The organism is Haemophilus parainfluenzae, from assembly GCF_014931395.1.
In the GTDB taxonomy this organism is placed as follows: domain Bacteria; phylum Pseudomonadota; class Gammaproteobacteria; order Enterobacterales; family Pasteurellaceae; genus Haemophilus_D.
On sequence record NZ_CP063120.1, the window covers coordinates 944643 to 958242 of the forward strand.

Genomic DNA, 13600 nt, shown 5'->3' on the forward strand with positions numbered 1-13600 from the left:
CCTTAGCCACGTTCATTTTTTCGTTCCTTGCCTTTGCAGATTGGTGGCTAATCTACGTCAAAGGCTGATTAACCCGTAAGGAGCAGTAATGCGTCACTACGAAATCGTGTTTATGGTTCATCCGGACCAAAGCGAGCAAGTACCAGGTATGATCGAACGTTACACAGGTTCTGTTAAAGAAGCTGGTGGTCAAGTTCATCGCCTAGAAGATTGGGGTCGTCGTCAATTAGCGTACCCAATTAACAAATTACACAAAGCACACTATGTGCTTATGAATGTAGAAGCGCCTCAACAAGTCATCGACGAGCTAGAAACGACTTTCCGTTATAACGATGCTGTATTACGCAGTCTTGTTATCCATACTAAGCACGCCGTAACCGAAGCGTCCCCAATGAAAGCGGCTAAAGAAGAACGTAAACCTTTAGCTGAAGTTGAAAACAACGATTTTGAGGATGCTGAAGAGTAATTCAAAACTTGATAATCGCTTCTCGTTAATCGGCACAGTGTGTCAATTACCTAAACGAAGCAAAAGCCCTAACGGGATTGCGCATTGCCAGTTTTGGCTAGAACATCGTTCCGAACAAGTCGAAAGTGGTTTATCACGCCAAGCGTGGTTAAAGATGCCAGTTCAAGTCAGTGGCAATCAGTTAATAGAAAAAACTCAAAGCATTACGGTCGGCAGTAAACTTCTTGTGGTGGGGTTTATAACTTCACATAAAACCTCAAATGGTTTAACGCAGTTAGTATTGCATGCCGAGCAAATCGAATTTATAGATTAGGAGACAGCCAAATGGCACGTTATTTCCGTCGTCGTAAGTTCTGCCGTTTCACAGCGGAAAATGTTGTTGAAATCGATTACAAAGATATCGCTACATTAAAGAACTACATTTCTGAAAGCGGCAAAATTGTACCAAGCCGCATTACCGGTACTCGTGCAAAGTACCAACGCCAATTAGCACGCGCAATCAAACGCGCTCGTTATTTAGCGTTATTACCTTACTCTGATTCTCATCACAATTAAGAAGGAGTTAGGAAATGCAAGTAATTCTTTTAGATAAAATCGTTCACCTAGGTAACGTAGGTGATCAAGTTAATGTTAAATCTGGTTTCGCTCGTAACTTCTTAATCCCACAAGGTAAAGCGGTTATGGCAACTAAATCTAACATTGAACACTTTGAAACTCGTCGCGCAGAGTTAGAAGCAGCGGCAGCCGCAAGTTTAGCAGCAGCTCAAGCTCGTGCAGCACAAGTGACTGCATTAGGTTCTGTAACTATCGCATCTAAAGCAGGTGAGGAAGGTCGTTTATTCGGCGCAATCACTACTCGTGATGTAGCAGAAGCAGTAACTGCAGCAGGCGTTGAAATTGCGAAAAGCGAAGTTCGTTTACCAAACGGTCCAATCCGTACTCTTGGTGATCACGATGTTCGTTTCCAACTTCACGGCGAAGTATTTGCAACATTAGATGTAATCGTTGTTGCAGAATAATTATCAAAGTTTTTGATAAAAGAAAACCCGACGTAATGTCGGGTTTTTTGTTTTCTAGATTAAGAAAATATTTTTCTTAGTCAAAGATAATACCTCAAATTATTTAAATTTATCTGCATATTTTTCAGTATTAATCCAAGAATGATCTTGTTCCCAAGTAAACCGCCATTTTCTTACAGGACCAGCCATAACATTTAAATAATAATTGTCATAACCTGCAATAGTTGCAACCGGATGGTATCCTTTTGGTACTTGAACAACATCCCCATCATACACTGCCATACATTCATCTAGTGAACGATCATCAGTATAAACTCGTTGTAATGCAAAACCCTGTGATGGTGAGAAACGATGATAGTAGGTTTCTTCCAAATAGGTTTCAGTCAGAGAGTTTTTATTGTCATGTTTATGGCTAGGGAAAGAACTTGTATTACCTTCATCTGTAAATACTTCGACAACCAATAAGGCATCTGCGGTTTCAGTTTCAGGGAGGATATTATGTACTAAGCGTTTATTATTTCCATATCCGCGTTTTTCTACGCCAACATCCTCAGGTTTAATTAAGCGAATGGGTAAACTACCTTGACTTGGTGCTCTACAAACAGCCAATTCTAAATAACTTTCAGCTTTGATTTGTACTTTTTGTTGGTGTGGAACATAGACTGAATAAGGTGGAATGCGCTCAAATGGGGATGCGCGATTACCAATATGCTCGAAAGTGGCTTGGGATGTAACAATAGTAGCCTTACCAGCAACGAGAACAAAACAGGTTTCAGTATTTTCAGTATCAAAAGTTAGTTCTTGCTCTTCTTGTAGATGGTACATTTCAAAACCAACGTACTCCCAATTTGCTGTTTTTGGGGTGATTTTTTGTACTTCACCATTCTTTTCAGGATGATCTTTTCGTGATTTGGATAGTAAATAACTCATTTCATGCTCCTAAAATAGCCAAATAACTTCTTAAGATAATACTCCGTTCAGTGAATTAATCTAGCGAGATTTATATAAAATCAGACATAGATCACATAAATGAAATAAAAAGTTCAAATCCATTATTTTTGTATTTAAATTTTCAAAATAGAGATCTACTATGGAATTGTATATAGAATCCACAAGGATGAGTGTGTGTAATTTATAAGCTTAGTCTGTGGATTAACAATGGAATATTCATCAGGAGGAGGTGTATGGACATTGAACTAAGAAATAGATACTTATTTTCTCAAAAGTTAGTTAAAGAAGTTGGGGAAATTGCACTTGATTTTTATCTTAATCGTAATGAGTTAAAAATCGAATGTAAGAAAGGTGATTTGCAAGATCAAGTTAGCATTGCAGATAAAACTGTTGAAGCAAAAATCAAAGATGCACTGAAAAGCCACTTTCCTCAAGATGGTTTTTTGGGAGAGGAATCTGGTGCTGAAAATTTAGCCTGTGAGTACTGTTGGGTAGTAGATCCTATTGATGGAACTAGCTCATTTTTATATGGCTTAAATGCTTGGTGTATTTCTATTGCAATTCTACACAAAAATCAGATTGTTTGTGGCGTGATTTTTGATCCTGTTCATAATGAGCTATTCAGAGCAATGAAAGGAGATGGTGCGTTTCTGAATGATCATCCTATTCGCACATCTTCTTCTATTTCATTAAAAGAGGGATTAATAGGATTAGGAGTATCTCACCGGGTTCATCCTAATACATTTACGCCTGTGTTAAATCATATTTTACTCGATGGTGGGATATTTATTCGTAATGGTTCAGGAGCATTAATGTTAGTGTATGTGGCTGCTGGTCGCTTGATTGGGTATTTTGAACCACATATTAATGCATGGGATGTTTGTGCTGCCATTATTATTGTTCAGGAAGCTGGAGGTTATGTGAATAACTTCCTTGAAAAAGATGGATTGTTAAAGGGTAATTATATATTAGGTTGTTGCACAGAAGAACTGTTTCTAAGACTTAACCGTATTATACGTGTTAATGACTAATAATGTGCACCAATGATATCTACATTTTCATTAATAAAAAGGAGTTTTATATGAAAGACTTACTTTATAAATATGGATTTACTCCCGTTTCATTTTTCCAACTTATTTTAATTACTGTAAATGCTCAGCTAATTTATGCTTTTTGGGATATCCGAAATAGTGTTCCAGGTGGATTTCCTGCAGCATTAGGTGTGACAGATCAAGAGGCTGGTTATTTGTATTCAATGCAAGGACTTGTAATTATTCTAGGTACAATAGCATTAGGTTGGGTTGGCGATCGATTTTCTATACGAAGTATTATGCTGTTGTCTACTATTGGTGTTGGTAGTATATCTCTCTTTCTTACAATTTGCTCACCAGGATTAAGTATGCCAGTGCTACTTGCATGTTTTTTTTCTATGTTGTTTTTTAGTGAAGTGTTATTCAAACCAGCTAATTTTAAGGCTTTAAGAATTTCAACTTCAGAAGAACATCAAGGTGCTGCATTTGGGTTATTTGAATTTGGTCGAGGCCTATTGGCTTTTCTTATTTCATTACTATGGACAGCCATGCTCTATTATCAGGCTAGCCCAAAAGCTATGATGATGACAAGCTGTGTTATTGTGATTGTTACAGGGCTTGCAGTCTTTTTTGTCGTACCGAAGGGACAAAAGGTTGGAGATGATGCTCAAGCAAATAGTACAAAAGAAGCCTTAAGTGGTGTTTGGCAAGTTGCCAAGTTACCAGTTGTTTGGATTGTTGGGGTTAATGTATTTTGTATCTATGGGGCATTTGTTGCGGCAGGTACTTATTTTGCTCGCTTTTTGCAGGGGGGGTATGGAACCAGTGCTGTAGCTGCAGCTGTATTTGCAACTGTTGTGATAGCGTTGCGAATGCTGCCTTTAGTATCAACAGTATTAGTTGAAAAAGTTTTCGATTCTACAGCTCATTTTATGAGATTAATGCAGGTAATACTTACTGTAATACTGTTAGCGATTTCATTTATATTTTTTAGTAACCATCCTGATATTTCTTTGTATGCAAATGGCTATTTGCCTAATCAAGCACCAGATAATCTTATTTCTCCTTCAATATTCTGGAGTTTAATTGTATTAATGTTATCTGCTTCAGCATGTATTTTTATGATTAGAGGAGTTTATTATGCACCTATTGGTGAGTTAGGGGTGGCTAAAAAGCATTCCTCTGCAGCAATGTCTTTTGCAATTACTATTGGTTATTTCCCAGCATTGTTGGCACCTATTTTATTAGGTAGACTTGTAAAATCTCCAGACAAAGATGCAACAGGTCAAATTATTCGTTCTTATCTAACAGATACTCAGATTCTAGGATGGGCATTTTTAGGGCTTGCAGTATTAGTTGCTATATCAATTCTTATGTCTCATATTTTAATTAAATTAAAACAACAAAGATCTTAAAATTTAAATACAGGTTAGAGTCTTATGGATAAATTAATTAATGGAAGAAATTGGATGTCTTTTTGTGATTCTGGGTTATGTATTTCAGAATTACTGATACCGGGTACACACGATACAATGACAGCTAGTTGTCAGCAGAGATACTATAAAACACAACATTTATCTCTTGAGGAACAACTATCCTGTGGTGTGCGGTTTTTAGATATTCGATTAAGACAAGAGATGGTTGCCGCTCACAGAGAATGGATAAGCCATATTACATTTGATCAAATTATTAAAAATTGTCATGATTTTTTACAACAAAATTCCAAAGAGTTCATTTTGATGCGTATTCAAAATGCCAATGAGAATAAGGATGACTTTGAGGCGTATGGAGTATCTTTGTTAGAGAAAATAAGCCAGTATGCATCTATGTTCTATTTTTGGACTGAGAATGAGTTAGATATGGAGGGAAATCCTAAATGGCCTAGGGTTGAAGATGTGAGAGGAAAAATTATCGCTTTAGAATGTTCTCCTGTTCAATTTAAATTTAATCATTTGGAAAACAAATTCTGGGCAGCAAACTGGCATTGTAACCCTAATATAGAATTGCAAGATTTGTGGGATGGTCCAACTATTCATCAAAAACAGGAGGCAGTCGAACACCTTATCCAAAATAGTATACGTATTCCAGCTGATAAGCTCATTCTCAATCATATTAGTGCGACTAATGGGGAATTTGGTTTTCCTGATCTTTATGCTGAAAATTTAAATCCATATACACAAATATTTTGGAAAAGTAAGCAGGGGATTAGAGGGGTTCAAATTTATGATTTTATTGATCCAAGCTTGTCTAGAGAAGTTTTTATGCTAAATCATTAGCAGGATGAAATCCTTCTCGATTATCCTTTTTAGTTAATTGTTGAATAAGATATACGACAATTCAAATTCTGTGAGGCGATACATTCCAATAAGTGTATCGCTTTTTTATTTTTAAAATCAGACATAGATCACAAAATGAAATAAAAAGTTCAATTTTAATCAAATATGAATTGAAAAGTTCGATTTATTGCCCTAATCTATGTTAACCCTAGATAGTGAATATTGTTTTTTATGCAAGTTGTTATTCATTTGTCGCATCTTAATTTCTGAAACTGTATGAAGGAGTTCAAAATGGAAACTGTTTATAACTTTATTAATGGTAAACAAGTGCCAAGCAGAGGGACAAAAGCGCATCCAATTTATAATCCAGCCACAGGTGAACAAATTCGCCAAGTGATTATGAGTACTCCGGATGATGTAAATGAAGCTGTAGAAGTAGCACATAAAGCGTTTGCTGATTGGTCAGCAACCTCTCCGCTACGTCGTGCCCGGATTATGTTTAAATTTAAAGAATTGCTAGAAAGAGATTGGGATTCATTAGCTCGTTTAATTGTTGAGGAGCATGGTAAAGTTTATTCTGATGCTTGTGGTGAATTGACTCGTGGTTTGGAAGTTGTTGAATTCTCATGCGGTATTCCTCATTTATTAAAAGGTGAATTTTCAGAGCAAGCAGGACGTGGCATCGATATTCATTCATCTTTGCAACCACTAGGGGTAACAGTTGGTATTACGCCATTTAACTTCCCTGCAATGGTGCCAATGTGGATGTTCCCAATTGCATTAGCTTGCGGCAATACCTTCATTTTAAAACCAGCTAAAGCAGATCCTTCCTTATCTATTCGTTTAGCTGAACTGTTAAAAGAAGCAGGTTTACCAGATGGCGTATTTAATGTGGTGCATGGTGATCGTCACGATAATGAAATTTTATTGCGAGATCCGCGTGTTCATGCGGTGAGTTTTGTGGGTTCTACACCAGCGGCAGCGCATGTATATAAAGTTGGTTCAGAATTTGGCAAGCGTGTACAAACTTTTGGTGCAGCGAAAAACCATGCATTAATTATGCCAGACGCAGATATTGAATCTACTGCAAATGCTTTATTAGGTGCCGCATTTGGTGCGGCGGGAGAACGTTGTATGGCATTGGCATTGGCGGTTACGATTGATGATGAAACTGCAGATAAATTAGTGGCAGCTTTAAAACCAAAAGTAGAAGCACTGCGTTATGGTCCAGGTATTCCAAAAGATGGTGAAAAAGAAATGGATTTTGGTCCATTAATTACTCAGCAACATCTCAACAATGTGACAAATTATATTACAACTGGTGTGGAAGAAGGTGCAACACTTCTTGTTGATGGTCGAGGTAAAAAGCCAGTTGGTCATGAGAATGGTTTCTTTATCGGGGGTTCCTTGTTCGATAATGTCACTTCCGATATGGTGATTTATAAAGAAGAGATTTTTGGACCTGTATTGGGAATTGTCAGAGCAAAAAGCTTTGAAGAGGCTATGAAGTTAATTAATGAACATCCTTATGGAAATGGTACTGCTATCTTTACCTCTGATGGTGGTGCTGCTCGTGAGTTTGCATATCATGTTCAAGCGGGAATGGTGGGCATTAATGTGCCGATTCCTGTACCGATGTCATTCCATTGTTTCGGTGGTTGGAAGCATTCATCTTACAGTACCTTGAACGTTTATGGTCCGGACGGTGTCCGTTTCTATACGAAGATGAAAACAACGACAACACGTTGGCCAAATAAATATGTAATTGAAAATGCTGCATTTAGTATGCCGACACTGTAATTAACATAATTTTTTAAATCATAAAGAGGAGATAATTGCGTTGAGGATGTTATCTCCTCTTGTTCTATGCAATAAATAGTAAGGATATCATATGAAACAAGTTCGTATTGGTTTGATAGGTACTGGATATATCGGTCGTTGCCATGCCATTGCTTATGCTCAGGCGCCAACAGTATTTCCACTTGATGCTGAATTGGTTCTGGAATATTTAGCCGAGATTACGCCAGAATTAGCCGAGGAAAAGGCAAAAGAATTCGGTTTTAAACGTTTTACAGGGGATTGGAGGGATATTGTGCAAGATCCAAATGTGGATGTAGTAGATATTTGCACTCCAAACTTTCTCCATAAAGAAATTGCATTAGCGGCTATTGCTAATGGTAAACATGTTTACTCTGAAAAGCCGCTAGCGCTCACAGCAGAAGATGCAAAATTAATGTATGAAGCGGCAAAGAAAGCAAATGTTAAGACCTTGGTTGGGTTTAATTATATAAAAAATCCAACTACTCAATTAGCCAGAGAAATTATTGCTAATGGTGAAATTGGAGAAGTAGTACATTTTTATGGTACTCATAATGAAGATTACTTAGCTAACGAAAATACACCATTAGATTGGCACTGTGTGAAAGAAAAAGCAGGACTAGGTGCATTGGGGGATTTAGCGGCTCATATTGTACAGATGTCTCAGTACTTATTAGGGCAGGATATTCGGGCTGTTATTGGAGACATGCAAACAGTAATTAAAAATCGCCCAAACCCTCATAATGTACAAGAGCGTTTAGCTGTAGAGAATGAAGATCAGGCGACAGCTTTGGTTCGATTTGATAATGGATGCATGGGAACGATTGAAACGTCTCGAATTGCATGTGGACGAAAAATGGGACTGAGCTATGTGATTACGGGGACAAAAGGCAGTATTTCTTATACTCAAGAAAGAATGGCTGAATTAAAGCTTTATTTACATGATGAAGATCCAGCAAGACAAGGATTTAAAACAATCCTTACTGGACCATTGCATCCTGATTACAAGAATTTTTGTGTGAGCGCAGGTCATGGTATTGGTTTTAACGATCAGAAAACGGTGGAGATCAGAGATTTAGTAAATGGTTTAGCTTCACCTGAAGGTGTTTTATATCCTGATTTTGAAGAAGGATATAAGGTGTCTCGCGTGTTAGATGCAATAGCATTATCGTATCACCAAAAACGTTGGGTAAACGTGGAAGAAATAGCGTAATTCGATGAGGGGCATTCAATTATAGTGCCCCTTATTTTTTATTATTAATCGGAAGATTTTGCGAATAGTAAATATTTTCAACTAAAAAGTAAGATCTACTTCACACTTTCAAAAAATGACAGTTGCAGAAAATCTTCTTTTAATGATATAGATAGTGTTGGATGATTTATTCCAATTTGTGCATTGGTGAAATTTATATTCGCATACTGAGAGAGTATAGCTGTATTTCAATCTTTGTTATTCGTTTAACTGATAAAGGGAGTAGCATTATGAAAAAAACATTGCTTGCGTTACTTTTTGGTGGAGTTTTATTAACGTCTCAAGCTGTTGTCGCTAAAAATGTTGTGATTGGTGCACCAATGGTTGCCTTTTCTGATAAATGGCAAACTTATCTTCAAGATGCCATTCGTGAGTTTGATAAAGCACATGATGATGTGGAAATTAAACTTGCAGATGCGAATGGTGACCCCGCTCGTTTATTAAACGATGCAGAAACATTTATTGATCAAAAAGTTGATGCATTACTAGTGGTTCCAACAGATCCAAATATTGTTAAGGTTATTGGCAAAAAAGCGAAACGAGCCGGTATCCCTCTCATTATTATCAACCGTAAACCATTAGACGAAGATATGCAGTTCGTTACTAGTTATGTAGGATCGGATGAAATCGAAGGTGGACGTATTCAAGCTAACTTCATTGTTGATACCTTAAAAGGTAACCCTGCTGAAGCTGCTATCTTGATGGGACCTTTAGGTCAGGATGCTCAAATTAAGCGTACACAAGGTAATAAGGAAATTTTTGGTCAGCATAAAAATATTAAAATTTTTACGGAACAAGAAGGTAAATGGGATAGAGCTAAAGGCTTAGAAATTGCAGAGAACTTACTTGCGGCAAATAAAAATTTAAATGTTGTTGTTAGTAATAATGATGAAATGGCGATTGGTGCGGTATTAGCAGGTAGAAAATTAGGTCTTAAAGATGAAGATTTAATTATTGTTGGTCTTGATGCAACACCTGATGCATTAGATTATTTAGGTAAAGGATTAGATGCTACGGTATTCCAATCAGCTGCAGGACAAGGTTCTGCGGGGGCTGAAATGGCCTACCTTGCTGCAAAAGGTGAAAAAGTTCCGGCTGTGAAATGGGTACCTTTTGAACTCGTTACACCAGATAAAAAAGAGGAATATCAAGCAAGATATAAAAAATAGATTTTCTCATCTAAATAACGGAAGGGTCATAACCCTTCCGGTTAAAGCTAAAGAGATTTATTAATGGAGGGATGAACAATGTTAAAAAAAGTATGCATTTTAGTTATTAGTCTCTTTTTCGCCCCAGTTATTTTAGCCAAGTCGATAGTAGTTGGTGTTTCAATGTATAGCCTTGCAGATAAATATCCCACGTATTTGCAGGATTCCATGGATAAGTTTGTCACCTCCCAATCTAATCTTAAATTTAAATATGCCGATGCGAATGGCGATCCCGCTAAGATGTTAAATGATGTGGAAAATTTTATTGATTCAAAGGTCGATGCGTTGATTATTATGCCAACAGATCAAAAGATCGTAAAAGCCATTGGATTAAAAGCAAGAAAAGCGAAGATTCCTTTAATTGTGGTGACAGTGAAACCGAATGAAGAAGACATGCAATACGTAGCGAGCTACGTTGGTTCTGAAGAAATTAAAAGTGGTGAAATGCAGGGCAAATTTATTGTTAATTCATTGAATGGTAAACCAGCTAAAGCCATTATTTTACTTGGACCGTTGGGGTTAGAAGCTCAAATTAAACGAACAGAAGGTAATAAAAAGATCTTTGCTCAGCATCCTGAAATTAAAGTGGTCGCAGAACAAGAAGCAAAATGGGATAGAGCTAAGGGGATGGAAGTCGCAGAAAACTTGCTTTCAGCTCACCGAGATACAAATGTAATTCTAAGCAATAATGATGAAATGGCGATAGGGGCTTTATTGGCTGCAAAGAAACTTGGCTTTAAAGATGAAGACATACTCATTGTAGGAATTGATGCAACACCAGATGCTTTAGCTTATTTAGGTAACGGATTAGATGCTACCGTTTATCAATCTGCATCAGGACAAGGACGATTGAGTGCAGAAATGGCCTACAAGGCTGCGCTTGGTGAAGAAGTTCCCAAATATAACTGGATTCCTTTTGAATTGGTTACCCCAGAAATGAAGGAACAATATATCAACAAATATAAGGAGTAAATTTACCGCACTTTATAACGTTATTTCCGTATTTATTTTTACCGAGTCAAGGAGTTAAACATGACGAATAGTAATAGCTCAAATTCTCCCTATATTTTAGAAATGAGAAATGTATCGAAAACATTTCCTGGGGTTAAGGCATTAGATCAGATCAATCTCCGGGTCAAGCGTGGAAGTGTTCACGCTCTGATGGGGGAAAATGGAGCTGGTAAATCCACATTGATGAAAATTCTATATGGAATTTATATTCCTGATGAAGGTGGAGAACTTATTCTAGATGATAAACCTTTTAAACCGGGACGTCCTATTGATGCAATTCGTCGAGGTCTCACTATGGTGCCTCAGGAAATTTCTCCTGCTGCTAATTTGACGATTGCGGATAATTTTTATTTAGGTCGGGAAATAACGAAAGGTAAATTTTTCCTTAATCAAAAAGCAATGAATGAGCAAGCTTCCGCTATTTTAAAAGAACTTGGTGTGCCAATGGATGTGACAGAAAAAATGTCCGATGTATCGGTGGCAAAAGCTCAGTTGGTTGCGATTGCGACAGCCGTTTCTAATGATGCGAAGGTGATCATTATGGATGAGCCAACAACGGCATTAACTGAAAATGAAGTAGATCAACTTTATCGCATTATTGAGACGGTTAAAGCAAGAGGCATTGCGATTATCTTCATCTCTCACAAATTAGATGAAGTCTTTAGAGTGTCTGATGAGATCACGGTAATTCGCGATGGTCAATATGTGGATACGAAGCCAACAAAAGAAGTGACCAAAGAACAACTCATTTCCATGATGGTTGGCCGTGATATGTCAGAAATGTTCCAACGTGAGCGTTTTGAGTTATCTGATGAGATTGTTTTAGAAATTAAACATTTTACCCGAGAAGGAAAATATCAAGATATTAATTTTGCTGTACGTAAAGGTGAGATCTTTGGTATTGCTGGATTAGTTGGTGCAGGTCGTTCGGAAATTGTAGAAGGCTTATTTGGTTATAAACCTGCGGATAGTGGTGAGATTTATATTAAAGGCGAAAAAGCGATTATTAATAATCCGCTAGATGCCATGAAGCATAAAATTGGCTTTGTAACTGAAGACAGAAAATTGACAGGCTTATTCCTAAATCTGAGCATTACAGACAATATGATTATGCCGGAAATGTCGCCTTATTTAGAGAATTTCCTTGTATCTGTTGCAAGAGCACAAAAAACGGCAAATGAACAAAAAACAAAACTCAAAATAAAAGCGCCAAATGTGGATGTGATTACGAATAATCTGTCTGGAGGTAACCAACAAAAAGTATTGCTTGCTCGTTGGTTATTACTAGAGCCTGAAATTTTGATTTTAGATGAACCAACAAAAGGGATTGACGTAGGGGCTAAAGCTGAGCTCTATAAATTGATGGTTGAGTTATCAAAACAAGGTAAAACGATCATTATGATTACGTCAGATATGTTGGAGCTTTTATCAATGAGTGATCGCGTTATGGTTATGCATGAAGGGCATCAAGTTGGCATCATTCCACATACAGAATTGACTCAAGAGCGAGTACTTGAATTGGCTTCGGGTTAGTGTCTATTAATTAGAATAGTTTATTTATTAAGATTAAAAAAGTGAGAGGTTTATTATGGAAAACGTGACACTGAAGAAAATGATTAATGCGTATGGAATGGTCTTAATTTTAATTCTTCTCTTTTTGGCATTATCTGTTTCAATAGACGGATTTTTTTCAGCTAGAACAGTATGGAGTATTATCGAACAGGTATCCATGTTTGGTATTATTGCAATTGGCGTAACCTTCATCATCATTACCACAGGTATTGATCTATCATCAGGCTCTGTGGTGGCGCTTACAGCGGTCGTTTCTGCTTCAATTGTGACTGGTAACGATAGTGTATCATCTGCGCTACTGGCTTTTGCCGCATCAATTTTAATTGGTGCTTTATTGGGATTATTTAATGGTGGATTGACAGCGCTTGGAGGCATTCCGCCGTTTATCTCAACTTTAGGTATGATGATTATTGCACGTGGTGCTGCACAGCTTTATTCTGATGGTCGTCCAATTGATGCATCTTCAGAAGCATTTACCTGGATTGCTGATGTGAATATTTTTGGACTTCCAGGGCTGGTTTTGTTGTATATTTTAATTGTGATTGCTTCTCATATTTTACTTAGCCGTTCAACTTTTGGTCGTCATGTTTATGCAGTAGGTGGAAATCTGAATGCAGCTAAAATTTGTGGTATTAACACAAATAGAACATTAATTTGGGTTTATGTTCTAGGTGGAGCATTATCTGGATTAGCAGGCGCTTTACTCGCATCACGAACCTATGCGGGTAACCCATCTTACGGTTTAGCTTGGGAGCTTGATGCTATCGCGGCAGCCGTTATTGGTGGGGTTTCTTTAAGTGGTGGCTTCGGTACTATTCCAATGTGTGTGATTGGAGCTTTAATTATCGGTACCACCAATAAAGGCTTAAATATGTTAGGTGTGGACCCATACTGGCAGCAAATTGTTAAAGGGGCGATTATTGTAATCGCAGTATTACTTGATACTTTAAAACGTCGTAAAAAAGGGTAATGGAGACAAATACCCATTGATTTCAG

The 13600-nt window shown here is 37.3% G+C and carries 14 protein-coding genes; 13 read left to right on the forward strand and 1 reads right to left on the reverse strand.

The window, feature by feature from the left end:
• Positions 1 to 88: 88 nt before the first annotated feature.
• The 4 genes from rpsF to rplI are packed head-to-tail and all read left to right on the forward strand — an operon-like array spanning position 89 to position 1485.
• Positions 89 to 466: a 30S ribosomal protein S6 gene (rpsF, locus tag INP94_RS04660; RefSeq protein WP_005627620.1), complete on the forward strand. Its 378-nt coding sequence runs from the start codon at positions 89 to 91 to the stop codon at positions 464 to 466.
• Entirely contained in the window at positions 453 to 779 is a 327-nt protein-coding gene (priB, locus tag INP94_RS04665) for a primosomal replication protein N (protein WP_005627623.1), read from the forward strand. The genes rpsF and priB overlap by 14 nt, the downstream gene beginning before the upstream one ends.
• 11 nt (positions 780 to 790) lie before the next feature.
• A complete protein-coding gene (gene rpsR / locus INP94_RS04670) occupies positions 791 to 1021 on the forward strand; it encodes a 30S ribosomal protein S18 (RefSeq protein WP_005696867.1) in 231 nt (76 codons plus the stop codon).
• 14 nt (positions 1022 to 1035) lie between these two features.
• Positions 1036 to 1485: a 50S ribosomal protein L9 gene (gene rplI, locus INP94_RS04675; RefSeq protein ID WP_197544172.1), complete on the forward strand. Its 450-nt coding sequence runs from the start codon at positions 1036 to 1038 to the stop codon at positions 1483 to 1485.
• A 99-nt stretch (positions 1486 to 1584) separates the two neighbouring features.
• Here rplI and iolB read toward each other — a convergent pair whose 3' ends face one another.
• Positions 1585 to 2415, reverse strand: coding sequence for a 5-deoxy-glucuronate isomerase (iolB, locus tag INP94_RS04680; RefSeq protein ID WP_197544173.1), 831 nt, complete (start codon positions 2413 to 2415; stop codon positions 1585 to 1587).
• Between the two features lie 254 nt (positions 2416 to 2669).
• Between iolB and INP94_RS04685 the strand changes: the two genes are divergently transcribed.
• The 9 genes from INP94_RS04685 (at position 2670) to INP94_RS04725 (ending at position 13574) form a co-directional block, all read left to right on the forward strand.
• On the forward strand, positions 2670 to 3467 hold the full coding sequence (locus tag INP94_RS04685; RefSeq protein ID WP_197544174.1) for an inositol monophosphatase family protein: 798 nt from the start codon (positions 2670 to 2672) through the stop codon (positions 3465 to 3467).
• Between the two features lie 50 nt (positions 3468 to 3517).
• The gene (locus INP94_RS04690; RefSeq protein WP_197544175.1) at positions 3518 to 4882 is read left to right on the forward strand and encodes an MFS transporter; all 1365 of its coding nucleotides are present in this window, start codon (positions 3518 to 3520) and stop codon (positions 4880 to 4882) included.
• Positions 4883 to 4906: 24 nt separating this feature from the next.
• Positions 4907 to 5743, forward strand: coding sequence for a phosphatidylinositol-specific phospholipase C domain-containing protein (locus INP94_RS04695; protein WP_197544176.1), 837 nt, complete (start codon positions 4907 to 4909; stop codon positions 5741 to 5743).
• A 291-nt stretch (positions 5744 to 6034) separates the two neighbouring features.
• Positions 6035 to 7543, forward strand: coding sequence for a CoA-acylating methylmalonate-semialdehyde dehydrogenase (locus INP94_RS04700; RefSeq protein WP_193475716.1), 1509 nt, complete (start codon positions 6035 to 6037; stop codon positions 7541 to 7543).
• Between the two features lie 91 nt (positions 7544 to 7634).
• On the forward strand, positions 7635 to 8774 hold the full coding sequence (locus tag INP94_RS04705) for a Gfo/Idh/MocA family protein (protein WP_197544177.1): 1140 nt from the start codon (positions 7635 to 7637) through the stop codon (positions 8772 to 8774).
• Positions 8775 to 9043: 269 nt separating this feature from the next.
• Positions 9044 to 9982 (forward strand): substrate-binding domain-containing protein, encoded by a 939-nt coding sequence (locus tag INP94_RS04710; protein WP_049380131.1) that lies wholly within the window; start codon positions 9044 to 9046, stop codon positions 9980 to 9982.
• A 78-nt stretch (positions 9983 to 10060) separates the two neighbouring features.
• Complete coding sequence (locus INP94_RS04715) at positions 10061 to 10993, forward strand: sugar ABC transporter substrate-binding protein (protein WP_197544178.1); 933 nt, start codon at positions 10061 to 10063, stop codon at positions 10991 to 10993.
• Positions 10994 to 11053: 60 nt separating this feature from the next.
• Complete coding sequence (locus tag INP94_RS04720; protein ID WP_111326388.1) at positions 11054 to 12565, forward strand: sugar ABC transporter ATP-binding protein; 1512 nt, start codon at positions 11054 to 11056, stop codon at positions 12563 to 12565.
• Positions 12566 to 12620: 55 nt separating this feature from the next.
• Positions 12621 to 13574 (forward strand): ABC transporter permease, encoded by a 954-nt coding sequence (locus INP94_RS04725; protein ID WP_049375417.1) that lies wholly within the window; start codon positions 12621 to 12623, stop codon positions 13572 to 13574.
• Positions 13575 to 13600: the final 26 nt, after the last annotated feature.